Here is a 15,080-nt window from a genome sequence, read left to right on the forward strand (position 1 = left end):
CCCACAGCATATTCGTCGCCATTCCTGCATCAAGCGCCATTAAGTGAAGGCATTGAACACGCTGTGTGAATGATCGATGGTTGCCCGGCGTAAAGAAATTACCTGGAACGCTGGGGGAAATGCCGCAATCGATGGGGTTCGTCTCAATACCCCGTCGGCAGTGGCTGCCATAGGCTGTGGGCTTTTGGCAAACAAGTCGGCGGAGTCGCTATGCGTTTATTTGAACTGATCACCTTCACTGTGCGGGTGCGCACGGTGGCACAAGCATTGGCGCAGATCGAGGCGGCGCTGGACGACCCGAACGTCGGCGGCACCTTGATAGGCTGCTGGGCCTCTGAGATCGGCCCGTTGAACCAGATCGCCGTGCTGCGCGGCTATGGGGACGAACACCTCAGGCAAGCGGAGCGCGAGCGTTTCCTGCTGGGGGGCGGGGCGTTTGGCGTCAACGAGTTCATCACCGACCTGCGCATCGAAAACTACACGCTGTTTCCCTTCCTCGAACCCTTGAGTGCCGGCCAGCACGGTCCGTTCTATGAGTTGCGCGTCTACGACCTGGTCAGCAGCGGCTTGCAGCCGACACTCGACGGCTGGAGCAAAGCCATCGAGGCGCGAACCGCCGAGCAATATTCTCCGGTGTACGCGGCGTTTTACGCCACCGACGGCGCGCTGCCGCGCTATCTGCACATCTGGCCGTGGGCCAGCCTTGAGCAGCGCTTGCAGGTGCGCACCCAGGCGGTCACCGACGGCGTCTGGCCGCCGGAAAACTCCGGCCCGCAACTGCGTGACATGTGCTCGACGATCTATATGCCGGCGAAGTTTTCCCCCTTGCAATGACGAGGGCTCGGCTCATGCGCAACCGAACGGTGCGCATTAGCGACGCGCCGGAAATGGCCCTGTAAACTGGCGGCGCAAAAGGCGCTCGCCTTACCCTTTCAAGCAAGAGAAATTCCAATGGCAAACCACGACCTGACCTTTACGCCTGACCTCGATGCCGATTCGATCTCCTCCGACGTCGTCGGTTTCGCCGGTGTGCTGGTCTCCACCCAGATCCCCACCCGTGCCGACGGCAGCCTGGAACTGGGCGACATCACCCTGCAAAGCGAATGCACCCTGCAAGCGCTGAAGGTTGCCCTGGAACGTGCCGGCAGCTCCATGGACCGCGTGATGCACCTGACCATCTACCTCACCGACATGGCCGACCGCGCCGCGTTCAACGAGGTCTACAAACGCTACTTCGCCAAGCCGTGGCCGGTGCGCGCCGCTGTCGGGGTTGCCTCGCTGGCGGTGGAAGGCATGCGCGTGGAAGTGACCGCGATGGCGGCCAAGGCATAACTGCAGCAACACACACACACAAAACCCTGTGGGGGCGGGCTTGCTCGCGAAGACGGAGTGTCAGCTTGCATGAGTGTTGACTGACCCAGCGCTTTCGCGAGCAAGCCCGCTCCCACAGTTGAATGTTGATGTGCACAAATTCTGAGTACGACATAAGACCTTTTGTGGGAGCGGGCTTGTCCGCGAAGGCGGCGTGTCAGCTTGCACAGGTGTTGACTGACCCAGCGCTTTCGCGGGCAAGCCCGCTCCCACAGTTGAATGTTGTTGTGCACAAATTCTGAGTACGACATGAAATCCCCCTGTGGGAGCGGGCTTGCCCGCGATGGCGGCGTGTCAGTCGACATCAATTTTGGCTGTCACACCGCTTTCGCGAGCAGGCTCGCTCCCACAGGGGATGTTGGGCAGGGGCTAAATTTTGGTCAACGCCGATCGAATGTAGGAGCGAGCTTGTTCGCGATGAACACAAGGGCGACGCGTGCATACAGAATGCCCGCGTCATCGTTAACGTCCATCGCGAGCAAGCTCGCTCCTACATGGATTCAGGCAGGGCAGATCTGCCCAAGGCCACCACCGGGCAGCATACGGGTGCCGGTCAGGCGTTTCGCCGCTACAATGCACGCCTCGACCGTGACAAGCCTGACTAAAAAAACTATGTCTTTGCCCAAACATCACCTGGAATTGCTCAGCCCTGCCCGCGATGTTGCCATCGCCCGCGAGGCTATCCTGCATGGTGCCGATGCCGTGTACATCGGCGGCCCGAGCTTCGGCGCCCGCCACAACGCCTGCAACGAGGTGAGCGAGATTGCCGAACTGGTGGAATTCGCCCGTCGTTATCACGCGCGGATCTTCACCACCATCAACACGATCCTGCACGACAACGAACTGGAGCCGGCCCGCCAGCTGATCCACCAGTTGTACGACGCCGGCGTCGATGCGCTGATCGTCCAGGACCTGGGTGTGATGGAACTGGACATTCCGCCGATCGAACTGCACGCCAGTACCCAGACGGACATCCGCACCCTGGAGCGGGCAAAGTTTCTCGATCAGGCCGGATTCTCGCAACTGGTGCTGGCCCGCGAGCTGAACCTCAAGGAAATCCGCGCCATCGCCGACGAAACCGACGCGGCCATCGAGTTCTTTATCCATGGCGCCTTGTGCGTGGCGTTTTCCGGCCAGTGCAACATTTCCCACGCGCAGACCGGACGCAGCGCCAACCGCGGCGACTGCTCCCAGGCTTGCCGCCTGCCGTACACCCTCAAGGATGAAAAGGGTGGGGTGATCGCTTACGAAAAGCACCTGCTGTCGATGAAGGACAACAACCAGAGCGCCAACATCCGCGCGCTGGTCGAGGCCGGCGTGCGCTCGTTCAAGATCGAGGGCCGCTACAAGGACATGGGCTATGTGAAGAACATCACCGCCTACTACCGCCAGCGTCTCGACGACGTCCTCGAAGACCGCCCGGACCTGGCCCGGGCTTCCAGTGGCCGCACCGCGCACTTCTTCCTGCCCGACCCGGAAAAGACCTTCCACCGTGGCAGTACCGATTACTTCGTCACTGACCGCAAGATCGATATCGGCGCCTTTGACTCGCCGACCTTCACCGGTCTGCCGGTGGGTGTGGTCGAGAAGGTCGCCAAGCGCGACATGCAGGTCGTGACGCACGAGCCGCTGTCCAACGGTGACGGCCTCAACGTGCTGGTCAAGCGTGAAGTGGTGGGTTTTCGCGCGAACATCGCCGAACCCAAGGGCGAATTCGAGGAGGACGGCGAGAAGCGTTATCGCTATCGCGTCGAGCCCAACGAGATGCCGGAGGGGATGTACAAGCTGCGCCCCAACCATCCGCTGAATCGCAATCTCGATCACAACTGGCAACAGGCGCTGCAAAGGACCTCGGCTGAGCGTCGTATCGCCCTGAGCTGGGTCGCTCGCTTGCGTGAAGAACAGCTGGAGCTGACCGCGACCAGCGAGGAAGGCATCAGCGCCAGTGTCACGCTGGCCGGCCCGTTCGGCGCGGCCAACAAGCCGGAGCAGGCGCTGGAGCAATTGCAGGATCTGCTCGGCCAGCTGGGTACCACCCAGTACCACGCCATCGACATCAAGCTGGATGCGCCGCAGGCGTTCTTCATCCCGAACTCGCAGCTCAAGGCCTTGCGCCGCGAAGTGATCGAGGCCTTGACCCAGGCGCGGGTCGCCGCCCACCCGCGTGGCAGCCGTAAAGCCGAAACCACGCCGCCGCCGGTGTACCCGGAGTCGCACCTGACCTTCCTGGCCAACGTCTACAACCAGAAGGCTCGCGACTTTTATCACCGCCATGGGGTCAAGCTGATCGACGCGGCCTACGAGGCCCACGAGGAAGCCGGCGAAGTGCCGGTGATGATCACCAAGCACTGCCTGCGTTTCTCCTTCAACCTGTGTCCGAAACAGGCCAAGGGCGTGACCGGCGTGCGCACCAAGGTCGCGCCGATGCAGCTGATTCACGGCGATGAAGTGCTGACGCTGAAGTTCGATTGCAAGCCATGCGAAATGCACATCATCGGCAAGATGAAGGGCCACATCCTCAACCTGCCGCAACCGGGCAGCGTGGTCGGTCACATCAGCCCCGAAGACCTGCTCAAGACCATCCCGCGCGCACCGCACTGAGTGACCGGCGAGCGCGCCGCAACGGCGCGCTCGCCTTTTGCTCAAGATCCAGCGAAAGAGCGTCCTCGTTTGTCGTTTTTTTGTTTTAAGCGCGGAGCATGGTTGCAGCCTGTTCTTGCTGGAATCCATTCGCTGGTGACAAATCCGTAGCTGCAGTCGACGCTACCCGCAGGTCTCGAGGACGGCTTTTTCAGCTCGTTTGAATTCCTGTTTGATGTCGGTGGGGATGCGTTGCTTTTTGAGTTCCTGGCCGAGGAAGGGTTGATCGCTGCGGGAGTGGACCTCGGCGTCTTCGGCCGTTATCTGTGCTTCGATGGCCGCGGCGTGCTTGTCGATGACGGCATTGACCTCTGCTTCGTTCCTGGCCGTATCAAGTGCCAGGACCAACTGGCCAGCCTCGGCTTTTTCCGCCTCGGCATAGGCTTCGACCGTCAACCCGGAGGCCAGGGCCCGCGCCTGGGTTTCCAGGCTGTTGAGATGCTCCCGGGCGGCCCTGCAGACCGCTTCCTGTCGCTGGCTCTCGATGTGTTCCCAGGTGTTCAGTCCATAAATCGCGGCCCCGACCACCAGGATGGTTGCAAAGGTGCCCATCAGTTTGCCTTTCACATTTTGCGCCCTCAAATGGCAAAGGAGGGGTGTTGAGCAAACGATTTCCGATTCCATCCCCTAAAGGAAAAGCGTAGCAGACGTGATCGGGCCGAATGTGCGCCGAGCACTTCCCGGGGACTTGGCTGAACACTAAGCATCTGTTTTAAAAAACAAATTGTTTTATTGGGGCTTCCCATACGAGGCAAAAGTTGGTAAATTGCCGCCCACACTTGCACAGGCCCTCAGGGAGCCTGTCACGCAAGCAGGCAACAGCGCTTGTTGCCATTCAAGAAAGCGAGTGCCTGGCACTCATCGCAACAGATACAGGGGCGTCGCCAAGCGGTAAGGCAGCAGGTTTTGATCCTGCCATGCGTTGGTTCGAATCCAGCCGCCCCTGCCATTTTTCTTCCTGCTCAATCAGAAAACACTCGACCGACGGTTGTTATTCGTCGATTCGTCGGTTTTTTGCGCTCGTTACTCATGTTCCGGATGTTCCCTCGCAAACCCGCGTGCAGCCAAGGCTTGCGCAAGGTCTTTGTGCACGAGCCTCTAGCGAAAGCGCTCCGGGATGGCCTCGGCAAACGGATACCAGGCAAACCAGGGCCTTGCCTCGTCGATCACCCGCTTGACCGAGGGCCTTTCGGTCAACCTGTCGAAATAAGCGCGCAAGTGGCGATGATCGTCGGCAAAGGGGACGAGGGTGCTGGCGTAGAACAGCGCCGGGGCGGCGGCGCAATCGGCCATGCTGAATGCCGGACTGGCCACCCAGGTTCGTGCCGTCAGTTGCCGTTCAAGCAGGCCGTACGCCGTTGTCAGCGCGGCGCGCTCGCGGGTCAGGTCGCCGTTGGCGGCGTTCAGGCGGTCAGCGACGATCTTCTGCATCGGCACCTGGACGTGGAGGTCGAAAAAACGATCCCACAGCCGCACTTCCAGGGCGGCTTCCCCATCGTACGGAATCAGGTGCGCCTGGCCGGTATGGAGCCGGTCCAGATATTCAATGATCACACTCGACTCCGGCACGTTCTTTTGCCGGGTGAGATCGCGAAGCACCGGGAACTTGCCGATCGGCCACAGCGCTTGAAGTTCGGCCCGGTCGGCGTCGTTGCCCAGGTCGATAATCCGTTTTTCAAACTCGATGTCCAGTTCATAGAGGGCGATCAGTGCTTTGTGGCAGAACGACGAGAGCGGGTGGAAATAAAGAGTCAATGACATCCTTCCATTCCTCGGTGAGATGCAAACCGCTTCATTATCCGTCGCCATCGGCCAGTGCGCGAGGCGCTCCATCATGATGTCCGGTGCGGGCTGTTCGGGTTAGAGTACAGATCCTGGCCTGAATATCAGGCATGCCACGTTCAGGGTCATACCGCCATGCACCAGATCGGACTCATTGTTTACCCCGGTTTTCAGGTTCTGGGGCTGGCCATGTGTGCCGCCTTCGAATTGGCCAACAGTGCCGGTGACGAACCGTTGTACCGCATTGCCTTGTTGTCCGAGCCGGGTGGCCTGGTGCAAACGTCCGCCGGTTTTGCCGTGCAGACCGAAGCGTTCGACCAGCGCGCGTTCGATACGCTGCTGGTCCTGGGCGACAACCTGATCCGCCCGACCACTGCGGGCATGCTGGCGTTTTTGCGCCGCGCCAGTCACGGCACCCGACGCCTGGGCTCGATTTGCACAGGGGCGACGGCTTTGGCGGAGGCCGGTTTGCTTGATGGTCGGCGGGCGACCACCCACTGGGCGCATGTGCCGGCCTTTCGCAAGGCGTACCCGAAGGTGAAGGTCGAGCAAGACCGGATCTTCGTCAATGATGGTCATCTGTGGACGGCGGCGGGCATGAGCGCGTGCGTGGACCTGGCTTTGGCGTTGGTGGAGCAGGACCTGGGTGCCGACCTTGCACGCCAGGTGGCGCGGCAGTTGGTGGTGTACCACCGGCGTTCCGGCGGACAGTCGCAGTTTTCAGTGATGCTGGAGCTTGCCCCCAAGACCGATCGGATTCAGGCCGCGCTGAACTACGCCAGGCAGAATCTCAAGTCCGCGCTGTCGGTCGAGGAGCTGGCCAGCGCGGCCAATCTCAGCCCCCGGCAATTCAGCCGGGTGTTTCATGCCGAAACCGGCCAGTCTCCGGCCAAGGCCATCGAAAGCCTGCGGGTCGAGTCGGCCCGGTTGATGATGGAAACCGGACGGCACTCCATCGATGTGGTGGCGACGGACACCGGTTTTGGTGATCGGGAGCGGATGCGCCGCGCTTTTATTCGTGCCTTCGGGCAGCCGCCGCAGGTGATTCAGCGGGCCAGTCGGGGTTGATTTGTTGATGTCCTGAAAAGTGGTATATACGACATTCAAGCCTTTATATGATGTGCGTAATATTGATCTCGTTGAAACTTTTCCCTCAGTGAGATCACCGCCATGACCATCGTCAAAGCCGCCGCCGTACAAATCAGTCCCGTTCTTTACAGTCGTGAAGGCACGGTCGACAAAGTGGTGCAGAAGATTCTCGAACTCGGCGAACAGGGCGTGCAATTTGCCGTGTTCCCGGAAACCGTCGTGCCCTACTACCCGTACTTTTCCTTCGTGCAGTCGCCGTTCGAAATGGCCGCCGAACACCTCAAGCTGCTGGACCAGGCTGTCACCGTGCCTTCGCCTGCCACCGATGCCATCGGCGCTGCGGCCAGGCAAGTCGGCATGGTCGTGTCCATCGGCGTCAACGAGCGTGATGGCGGCACGCTGTACAACACGCAGCTGCTGTTCGATGCCGACGGCTCGCTGATCCAGCGCCGCCGCAAGATCTCCCCGACCTACCATGAACGCATGATCTGGGGCATGGGCGACGGCTCCGGCCTGCGGGCCGTCGACAGCGCGGCAGGGCGCATCGGGCAACTGGCCTGTTGGGAGCATTTCAACCCGCTGGCCCGTTATGCCTTGATGGCCGATGGCGAACAGATCCATGCGGCGATGTACCCGGGGTCGTTTGCAGGTCCGTTGTTCGCCTCGCAAATGGAAGTCAGCATTCGCCAGCATGCCCTGGAGGCCGCGTGTTTCGTGGTCAACTCCACGGCGTGGCTGTACCCCGAGCAACAGGCGCAGATCATGGCGGATACCGGCTGCACCATCGGCCCGATCTCCGGCGGCTGCTTTACCGCGATCATCAGCCCGGATGGCACGGTGCTGGGTTCGTTGCAGGAAGGTGAGGGCGAGGTGATCGCCGACCTCGACATGGGCCTGATCGACAAGCGCAAACGCATGATGGATTCCCGCGGCCACTACAGTCGCCCGGAACTGTTGAGCCTGCTGATTGACCGTACACCGCACGCCCATGTGCATGAACGCAGTGCGCATCCGCAGCTGGCCGAGCAGACCGGGATGGAAGAAGTGATTGGGTAGGTTGTTCACGCAATTGCGGGGAACACCGATACCTGTAGGAGCGAGCTTGCTCGCGATGGAGGTCAACGATGATGCGGGGAGCCTGACACCCCGCGGTGCTCTCAGGTTTTTCGCGAGCAAGCTCGCTCCTACAGAAATTTCGTTATCTGTGTGTCCCGGTGAAGTTTTCTTCTGTTTGTCCGCGTTGCAGATTGCGTTTCAGCGACGCCAGAAGTAACGCACCAGCAGTGCGTCGAGGCTGAGCTTGCCGGCACCGGACAGAAACAGCGGAGTGAGGGTCACCAGGTAGATCAAGGGCAGTTTGAAGTTGCCGTAACCCTTGTTGCTGATGGCGTACCCTTGGGCAAGTTCACTCAGGGTGTGCCAGTCGGCGGGCCAATGCACGGCGGCGGTGGCGACGAGGGTCACCACCATCAGGCTCAACGCTGAGAAGCGTGTGCCAAGGCCCACCAGCAAGGTCATGGCGAAGATCAGTTCGGCCCACATCGACAGTTCCCAGTTCAACGTCGCTGGTAGGTGGTCGAACGGAAACGGGAAGCGCTCCTGGATATCGGCGAACCAGTTCTGGCCGTTGAATTTTTCCAGGCCCGACTCGAAGAATTCCCAGGCAAGGAACACTCGCAGCGCCAGGGGCGCAACCCAGTCGCCGGCACGGTCGAGGTTCAGGTTCAGGCCTTTGACGGCCGAGGAAATGGAGGTGTTCATGGACGATGATCTCCTTCTGGTCGGGGGAGACGGGGCAAGGGCATGCCCCGTGAGTTGAGCGCTTTGATCAGCCAGGCCAATCGACCGGCGTATTTCATCAACGGGGTGTATCTGCGGTGTGTCGTTGTGGCGGGGTTTTGCGTGCGGGGTGTGTCAGGGGCGGGGCTGTATACATTGAGATACGTAACCATGAGATTTTTCATCCAGTGAACAACCAGTGTGGGAGCGGGCTTGCTCGCGAAAGCGGTATGTCAGCCAGACTGATGTGGCCTGACACACCGCTTTCGCGAGCAAGCTCGCTCCCACAGGGGATCACCGGTGCGAAGCGTGACGCTCCGGGGAAATTGCTATACATTTTCCGGCCGCCCACTGCATGGTGAAACCGCTTCATGTCTCTCGCACTCGAACGTCTAGTCGCTGGTACGCCCATCCCTTTCGCCGGTAATCGTGTCACCGTCGTCAGCCCCGAACTGGCGCAACGCTTCCAGCCCGGTGATCACCTGCTGGTGGAGCAGGTCAGCGGCGAGTTGTTGTTGATCCCCGTGGCGGACCAGCAAGCGGCCAACGTCGCGATCGAGCGCGCCCAAGCGGCGTTTACCGCGCTGTCGGCGGTGTCTGATCAAGCGATCAGCGCCTTCTTCGACCTGTTTGCCCAACGCCTGGAAACCCCGCAATGCTGGACCTTGATCGAGGCCGCCAACCTGGCCGACATCGAGCGGGCCAAGGCGCGCGGCCGCTCGACCACCCGGTTGCTCGCCGATGAGCGCATGCGTCGCGACATGATCGCCGGCCTGCGCGCGTGGCGTGATGCGGCGGCCAGTCGGGGCAAGGTGATCAGCTGCGTCGAGCACGATGGCTGGAAAGTCGAGCAAGTGGTCTCGCCGTTGGGCGTTGTCGCGTTCGTCTTCGAAGGCCGGCCGAATGTGTTTGCCGATGCGGCCGGTGTATTGCGCACCGGCAACACCGCCGTGCTGCGCATCGGCAGTGATGCGTTGGGCACCGCCCAGGCAATCGTTACTCATGCACTGAACCCTGCACTGAGCGACGCCGGCTTACCGGCCGGTGCTGTGTCGCTGGTGGAAAGCGTCAACCACGCCGCCGGTTGGGCGATGTTCGCTGACCGCCGCTTGTCACTGGCGGTGGCCCGCGGTTCGGGTCGCGCCGTCAGCCAGTTGGGCAGTATCGCGCAGCAGGCCGGCACGGCGGTCAGCCTGCACGGTACTGGTGGCGCCTGGCTGATCGCCAACGCCGATGCCGACGCCCAGCGTTTTGCCGCCGTGGTGCGCAACTCCCTGGACCGCAAAGTCTGCAACACCCTGAACGTCTGCCTGATTCACCGCGACCGCGCCGCTGAACTGGTGCCGCTGTTCCTCGACGCACTCAAGCAGGCCGGCACCGCGCGGGGGCAGGGCTGCAAGCTGCACATCGTCGAAGGCAGCGAGTCGCACCTGGCGCAAGACTGGCTGGCTGCCACGGTCGAGGTGTACCGCGCCGAAGGCTATCAGACCGAAGCCCAGGCCGAGCCGTTGCCGGAAGATCAATTGGGCCGCGAATGGGAGTGGGAAGAAACCCCGGAAGTCAGCCTGAAAATCGTCGACGACCTGGACACTGCCATTGCCTTGTTCAACCGCTACAGCCCGCAGTTCACCGTGTCCTTGATCAGTGAAAGCGCCGAGACCCAGGAGCGTTTCTACAACGCAGTCAACGCGCCTTTTGTCGGCAATGGCATCACCCGTTGGGTCGACGGCCAGTACGCGCTGAACAAGCCGGAACTGGGCCTTTCGAACTGGGAGAGCGGGCGCCTGTTTGCGCGCAGTGCGATTCTCTCGGGTGACGGCGTGTTCACCATCCGTAGCCGCATGACCCAGACCGATCTGGGCGTCAAACGCTGAGACGGGGGAAACGCCACGCAGGATCGGGCACTGCGCAAGCTTTCCATGCAGGGGGCAGCGCCAGAACGCGGGGCCGCGTTGCTGCGGCGCAAGAACAACTACCACAGTGCGGCGTCGGTAGCGTTTGTGGATCTGGTGATGGGGGCGAATGTTTCTTAAGCACCACATACCCTTGTGGGAGCGGGCTTGCTCGCGAATGCGGTGTATCAGTTGACATAGTGTTATCTGACACACCGCCTTCGCGAGCAAGCCCGCTCCCACAGTTGATCTTCGTTCAGGCATAAAAAAAGCCTGCTCCTTATTGGGAGCAGGCCCTGTTTTTCAATAAGTCAGTGACGACTCATTCAATTAGTAGAACCGGTCAATTACCCGAACTTCGTTCTGATTCTGCATCGAGGCCCAGGCCTGTTTCAGGGTTTGCAGAACACTACCGATGAAGTCCTTGTCGGCCGCGGCCTTCTTGCCGACATAGCCCTGGCCGCGACGGTACATCTTCAGTCGGGCAAGCAGGTTCTGGTTGTTCTGGTCGAACTCTGCTTCATGGGCGTGCGGCGACAGGGGGTCGATATGAACCTGGCCACACTTGCTGATCCAGAGAATATGGCTGTCGTGGCTGTCTTTCTTTGCAGCGAACATACGAGCCAGTTCATCGATAGTTGGTTGATTGTTCAGATTCATCATAAAGCCCCTTGACCAATTGGTGATCTTTCAAAGTTGATTCGCTAATACAGGTAGCCCATCGGTTAGTTGATCCCTGGCACCGAAACCAGGACGTCAGCGTTCGACCGCCTTATCGGGCGGGGTCCTGCGTCTGTTGCATGTAGTCGTGTTGAATAACTGCTACGCAATAGCGTCACAACGAAGAGAAGCGGCGAAAACCTTAAGGCCACTGCCGACATTTTCAGGGTCGGCCACAAGCATCATGAGGATTGCTCGCCAAGACTTCTCGCCCTTGTACTGGACGTTCAGGCCAGGTCAGCTTCTTCAATCTGCCTTGTGGGCAGCGTGTATCCGGGAAAAACAGCTCGGCGGTCAGACGAGCTTGCTCAAACGTGTTGCCTGTACTCCCGATCGGGGAGACGTCTGCATCATGCAAGGGCAAAACGGAGGCGTCAACGGTTTTGTAGTGATTATTTTCAGTCACTACATATTGTCGGACAAAGCTGTTCGGAATTAGCGGTGGGAGGCGAGGGTGTGTCGGTCAGGACGACAAAGGCGGACACTCAAAGCGGTAAAAAGTGCAGGGATGACCGTCTACCTGCTGCTGATGCAAGGTGAGCCCGCCAACGCCGAGCCCCGGCATCACGGTGGCCCAGAACAGGCGCGCCGGCTGATTCGCCTCGAGATGGAAAATCTGCCATTGACCGGGGAATTGACTCAAGAGGGTGGAAACGACAAATCGCGCGACACCCCGGCCACGAAAGCGTCGACTGACAAACAGATAGCCGATGTTGTAGTCGGCACCGGCGAGATGAGTCCGGTTATCCACGGTCACGAAGCCGGCCAGTTCCCCGTCGACCTTGATCAGGAAAGGTCGGGTGGCCGGGTGTCGCCAGTACTCCGGCATGGGCAGGATGTTGAAGAATCCGGATTCACCCAGCTTTAGCGGCAACCATTCGCTGAAGTCGTAGGTGTAGAACTGCATCAGGTTTTCGATGGTTTCCAGTTCGTCGCGTTGGGCGGCGTGCAGTGCTATCGAAGACATACGGGGGGGGCTCCTGATCGGCCAAGGGACACCATCGATTATGGTCGGCATCGCACGATCCGTGGCGAGGGAGCTTGCTCCCGCTGGACTGCGCAGCAGGCCCATTCATTTTGTTAGGGAATGGGGCCGCTCTGCGGCCCAACGGGAGCAAGCTCTCGCCACAAAGGCTCAGTGTCAGGTCTACGTTTTGCTTGCCGGTTTTGCCCTGCGCCTGGTGCCGCTCGCTGGTTTGCGCGGGGCGCTCTTGCGCTTTTTCTTCCAGGGGGCTGCGGCGGATCCGGTAGGCGGCGGACCGCTGATGGTCAGGCTCAGTCCGGCGCAACGGCTGACCTGCTTGCTCATCCACGCCGCCTGTTTGGTGACGAACTCTTCAAGGCTCATTTCACCGCTTTGCACCATGTCCAGGGCCTGTTCCCAGATCGCCGTGGTGCCCGGGTCGGCAATGGCCCGCGGCACGGCGTCGATCAGGCTGAACGCAGCCGGCGTGGCGGCCAGGGCCTTGCCGTTCTTGACCAGATAGCCACGGTCGAGCAGGCCCTGGATGATCGACGCACGGGTCGCTTCGGTGCCGATGCCGGTGGTGTCCTTGAGCTTTTGCTTGAGCAGCGGGTCTTCCACCAGTTTGGCGACGTTCTTCATGGCCTTGATCAGATCGCCTTCGGTGAATGGCTTTGGCGGTTGTGTCCAGAGGTCCTTGAGTTGCACGCCGGCCACTGCGCAATCGATGCCTTCGGCCAGGTTGGGCAGTGTCTGTGGCGCTGGAGCTTCGCGTCCTCTGGTCGGAGCCAGTGCCTCGGGCAGGGCGCGTTTCCAGCCCGGCTCGATGATCTGCTTGCCGACAGCGCGCAAGGCTTGGCCTGCGCAATCGAAGTCGGCCTGGGTGCGGTCGTATTCGTGATTGGGCAGGAACTGCGCCAGATACCGCGCGCGGATCAGTGTGTAGACCGCGCGCTGCTTGCCTGCCAGCTTGTCGAGGTTCTTCGCCGCCGCGGTGGGGATGATGCCGTGGTGAGCGCTGACCTTGGCATCGTTCCAGGCCCGTGAGCGCCGTTGCGGATCGAGGTGATCGTGCAAGGCGTTCAACGCCGGGTCGGCCTGGTGCAGCGCCGCCAGAATGGCCGGCGCCTCGCTGTGCTGGCTGAGGGGCAAGTAGCCGCAATCGCTGCGCGGATAGGTGATGACCTTGTAGGTTTCGTACAGAGCCTGGGCGATGTCGAGGGTTTCCTGGGCGCCGAGGCCGAGTTTCTTTGAGCAGACCTCCTGCAGGGTGCCCAGGTCGAACGGCAGCGGGGCCACTTCGCGCATCCGTTCGGTGCGCAACTTGATCACCCGTGCACTGGCCGCGCCGCGCATGGCGTCTGCTGCTTGTTGGGCCAGCGCCTGATTCAGGCAGCGGTCCTGATCGTCGCAAACCTCGGATGCCGCTCGCCATTGCGCCGTGAACGGGGTGCCGTTGTGCAGCAGTTGCACATCGATGGCCCAATAGGGGACGGGCACAAAGTCGGCGATGCTGCGATCGCGATCCACCACCAGGCGCAAGGTCGGCGTTTGCACCCGGCCCACCGGCAGCACGCCTTGATAGCCGGACTGGCGCCCCAGCAAGGTGAACAGCCGGCTCATGTTCATGCCGATCAGCCAGTCGGCCCGGGAACGCCCCAGGGCCGAGTGATAGAGGCTGAACGTCTCGTTGCCCGGTTTGAGTGCCGCGAGAGCCTTGCGGATGGACGCATCATCCAGGGCCGACAACCAGAGGCGGCGGATCGGCCCGCGATAGCGGCAATGCTCCACCAGTTCCCGGGCGATCATCTCGCCCTCACGGTCGGCGTCCGTGGCAATGATCAGTTCGCTCGCCTCACCGAGCAGGCGCTTGACCGCCTTGTACTGGCTGGCGGTGCGCGGCTTGACGGTCATTTTCCACTTTTCGGGAATGATCGGCAGGTCGGCCAGCACCCAGCGCTTGTAGCGCGCGTCGTAGGCATCCGGCGGTGCGGTCTCCAGCAGGTGGCCGATGCACCAGGTCACCGTGACGTCCGTTCCCAGCCAACAGCCATCGCCCCGGCGCCGGGCGCCGAGCACGGCTGCAATGTCTTTGGCCTGGGAAGGTTTTTCACAGAGGTACAGCCGCATAACCACCATCGTCGATCTATGTGTCAGGGGTGCACAGAATGGCGCTTGATGGACGATGGAGCAATCTTTATCTGTATGGATGTACAGCCTGATGTGTAGCTCCCGTTCGGCTGCGAAGCCGTCGCGAGGGTAAAACTTGGGTTATACCTGATAAACCGTGGTCTCAGGTTTTGGGGCTGCTGCGCAGCCCATCGCGGGCAAGCCACGCTCCCACATCATCGATTTGCAGGTCCATCACCGTCATGAGGAACGTATTCCATGAAAAGCTCCGGTCCTAGTCCTGTCATCACCATCGCCGAGCAGCCTGGCTGTCTGCTGGTGAGGTTTCACGGTATTCAAGTAGCCGCCTCGGCGCGGGCCCTGGTGTTGCTGGAGGCCAACTACCCACCGGTGTACTACGTGCCGCGGGAGGATATCGACGAGAAATATTTCGCCCGCACCGACCACACCAGCTATTGCCCGTACAAGGGCGATGCGAGTTATTTCAGTTTGCAGGTGCCGGGGCATGAGAGTGCCAATGCGGTGTGGAGTTATGAGAACCCCAAGATATCGGTGCAGCAGATACGCGAATACGTGGCGTTCTACCCGGATCAGGTGAAGTTTGAGTTGTTGGATGTGGAGGTTTGATGGGCGCCGTCAGCCAGCCGGGCGGATCAGTTTTTGTCGAGACCCACGTTACGCGTCTCTACGATCCAGGCAATGCGCTCTGGCTA

At 60.9% G+C, this 15,080-nt stretch carries 13 protein-coding genes, 1 tRNA gene and 1 pseudogene; 9 read left to right on the forward strand and 6 right to left on the reverse strand.

Features of this window, described 5'->3' with window-relative positions:
- Positions 1–210 precede the first annotated feature (210 nt).
- The 3 genes from Q8X48_RS22875 to Q8X48_RS22885 all read left to right on the forward strand — a co-directional run bounded on the left by Q8X48_RS22875 (position 211) and on the right by Q8X48_RS22885 (position 3,972).
- A complete protein-coding gene (locus Q8X48_RS22875) occupies positions 211–834 on the forward strand; it encodes an NIPSNAP family protein (RefSeq protein ID WP_407802545.1) in 624 nt (207 codons plus the stop codon).
- A 117-nt stretch (positions 835–951) separates the two neighbouring features.
- Entirely contained in the window at positions 952–1,332 is a 381-nt protein-coding gene (locus Q8X48_RS22880; protein ID WP_116582778.1) for a RidA family protein, read from the forward strand.
- 651 nt (positions 1,333–1,983) lie between these two features.
- On the forward strand, positions 1,984–3,972 hold the full coding sequence (locus Q8X48_RS22885; protein WP_102702707.1) for a peptidase U32 family protein: 1,989 nt from the start codon (positions 1,984–1,986) through the stop codon (positions 3,970–3,972).
- A gap of 162 nt (positions 3,973–4,134) precedes the next feature.
- Here the strand turns inward: Q8X48_RS22885 and Q8X48_RS22890 are convergent, their stop codons facing one another.
- Positions 4,135–4,563 carry a hypothetical protein gene (locus Q8X48_RS22890; RefSeq protein WP_015095502.1) on the reverse strand — a complete coding sequence of 143 codons (429 nt, stop codon included), beginning with the start codon at positions 4,561–4,563 and terminating at the stop codon, positions 4,135–4,137.
- A 322-nt stretch (positions 4,564–4,885) separates the two neighbouring features.
- On the opposite strand from Q8X48_RS22890, the gene Q8X48_RS22895 reads away from it, so the two are divergent.
- Positions 4,886–4,960 (forward strand) — tRNA-Gln (locus Q8X48_RS22895).
- A 149-nt stretch (positions 4,961–5,109) separates the two neighbouring features.
- Here the strand turns inward: Q8X48_RS22895 and Q8X48_RS22900 are convergent.
- Complete coding sequence (locus Q8X48_RS22900) at positions 5,110–5,772, reverse strand: glutathione S-transferase family protein (RefSeq protein ID WP_407802547.1); 663 nt, start codon at positions 5,770–5,772, stop codon at positions 5,110–5,112.
- Between the two features lie 156 nt (positions 5,773–5,928).
- Between Q8X48_RS22900 and Q8X48_RS22905 the strand changes: the two genes are divergently transcribed.
- Both Q8X48_RS22905 and Q8X48_RS22910 read left to right on the forward strand, forming a co-directional pair.
- Positions 5,929–6,861: a GlxA family transcriptional regulator gene (locus tag Q8X48_RS22905; RefSeq protein ID WP_095967256.1), complete on the forward strand. Its 933-nt coding sequence runs from the start codon at positions 5,929–5,931 to the stop codon at positions 6,859–6,861.
- A gap of 102 nt (positions 6,862–6,963) precedes the next feature.
- On the forward strand, positions 6,964–7,938 hold the full coding sequence (locus tag Q8X48_RS22910; protein ID WP_407802548.1) for a nitrilase-related carbon-nitrogen hydrolase: 975 nt from the start codon (positions 6,964–6,966) through the stop codon (positions 7,936–7,938).
- Positions 7,939–8,136: 198 nt separating this feature from the next.
- Here Q8X48_RS22910 and Q8X48_RS22915 read toward each other — a convergent pair whose 3' ends face one another.
- Positions 8,137–8,643, reverse strand: coding sequence for an HvfX family Cu-binding RiPP maturation protein (locus tag Q8X48_RS22915; protein WP_407802549.1), 507 nt, complete (start codon positions 8,641–8,643; stop codon positions 8,137–8,139).
- 389 nt (positions 8,644–9,032) lie between these two features.
- On the opposite strand from Q8X48_RS22915, the gene Q8X48_RS22920 reads away from it, so the two are divergent.
- Positions 9,033–10,535 carry an aldehyde dehydrogenase family protein gene (locus Q8X48_RS22920; RefSeq protein ID WP_407802550.1) on the forward strand — a complete coding sequence of 501 codons (1,503 nt, stop codon included), beginning with the start codon at positions 9,033–9,035 and terminating at the stop codon, positions 10,533–10,535.
- Positions 10,536–10,547: 12 nt separating this feature from the next.
- Positions 10,548–10,694, forward strand: a pseudogene (locus Q8X48_RS22925) (transcriptional regulator CynR); the annotation flags it as partial.
- A gap of 189 nt (positions 10,695–10,883) precedes the next feature.
- Here the strand turns inward: Q8X48_RS22925 and Q8X48_RS22930 are convergent.
- The 3 genes from Q8X48_RS22930 to Q8X48_RS22940 all read right to left on the reverse strand — a co-directional run bounded on the left by Q8X48_RS22930 (position 10,884) and on the right by Q8X48_RS22940 (position 14,367).
- Positions 10,884–11,213, reverse strand: coding sequence for a hypothetical protein (locus Q8X48_RS22930; protein ID WP_407802551.1), 330 nt, complete (start codon positions 11,211–11,213; stop codon positions 10,884–10,886).
- A gap of 523 nt (positions 11,214–11,736) precedes the next feature.
- On the reverse strand, positions 11,737–12,240 hold the full coding sequence (locus Q8X48_RS22935) for a GNAT family N-acetyltransferase (protein WP_015095496.1): 504 nt from the start codon (positions 12,238–12,240) through the stop codon (positions 11,737–11,739).
- 180 nt (positions 12,241–12,420) lie between these two features.
- Entirely contained in the window at positions 12,421–14,367 is a 1,947-nt protein-coding gene (locus Q8X48_RS22940) for a DNA topoisomerase III (protein WP_407802552.1), read from the reverse strand.
- 258 nt (positions 14,368–14,625) lie between these two features.
- On the opposite strand from Q8X48_RS22940, the gene Q8X48_RS22945 reads away from it, so the two are divergent.
- Entirely contained in the window at positions 14,626–14,994 is a 369-nt protein-coding gene (locus tag Q8X48_RS22945) for a DUF427 domain-containing protein (RefSeq protein WP_015095494.1), read from the forward strand.
- The last annotated feature ends 86 nt before the right edge of the window (positions 14,995–15,080 follow it).

It is taken from the genome of Pseudomonas sp. QLc11A (genome assembly GCF_052112305.1).
Classification (GTDB): Bacteria; Pseudomonadota; Gammaproteobacteria; order Pseudomonadales; family Pseudomonadaceae; genus Aquipseudomonas; species Aquipseudomonas laurylsulfatiphila.

What these genes read in the sequence shown, in the direction of transcription:
- Q8X48_RS22935 (WP_015095496.1), bottom strand. Translation starts at nt 12,240, where the DNA reads ATGTCTTCGATAGCACTGCACGCCGCCCAACGCGACGAACTGGAAACC.
- Q8X48_RS22880 (WP_116582778.1), top strand. Translation starts at nt 952, where the DNA reads ATGGCAAACCACGACCTGACCTTTACGCCTGACCTCGATGCCGATTCG.
- Q8X48_RS22900 (WP_407802547.1), bottom strand. Translation starts at nt 5,772, where the DNA reads ATGTCATTGACTCTTTATTTCCACCCGCTCTCGTCGTTCTGCCACAAA.
- Q8X48_RS22875 (WP_407802545.1), top strand. Translation starts at nt 211, where the DNA reads ATGCGTTTATTTGAACTGATCACCTTCACTGTGCGGGTGCGCACGGTG.
- Q8X48_RS22885 (WP_102702707.1), top strand. Translation starts at nt 1,984, where the DNA reads ATGTCTTTGCCCAAACATCACCTGGAATTGCTCAGCCCTGCCCGCGAT.
- Q8X48_RS22910 (WP_407802548.1), top strand. Translation starts at nt 6,964, where the DNA reads ATGACCATCGTCAAAGCCGCCGCCGTACAAATCAGTCCCGTTCTTTAC.
- Q8X48_RS22945 (WP_015095494.1), top strand. Translation starts at nt 14,626, where the DNA reads ATGAAAAGCTCCGGTCCTAGTCCTGTCATCACCATCGCCGAGCAGCCT.
- Q8X48_RS22920 (WP_407802550.1), top strand. Translation starts at nt 9,033, where the DNA reads ATGTCTCTCGCACTCGAACGTCTAGTCGCTGGTACGCCCATCCCTTTC.
- Q8X48_RS22890 (WP_015095502.1), bottom strand. Translation starts at nt 4,563, where the DNA reads ATGGGCACCTTTGCAACCATCCTGGTGGTCGGGGCCGCGATTTATGGA.
- Q8X48_RS22915 (WP_407802549.1), bottom strand. Translation starts at nt 8,643, where the DNA reads ATGAACACCTCCATTTCCTCGGCCGTCAAAGGCCTGAACCTGAACCTC.
- Q8X48_RS22905 (WP_095967256.1), top strand. Translation starts at nt 5,929, where the DNA reads ATGCACCAGATCGGACTCATTGTTTACCCCGGTTTTCAGGTTCTGGGG.
- Q8X48_RS22930 (WP_407802551.1), bottom strand. Translation starts at nt 11,213, where the DNA reads ATGAATCTGAACAATCAACCAACTATCGATGAACTGGCTCGTATGTTC.
- Q8X48_RS22940 (WP_407802552.1), bottom strand. Translation starts at nt 14,367, where the DNA reads ATGCGGCTGTACCTCTGTGAAAAACCTTCCCAGGCCAAAGACATTGCA.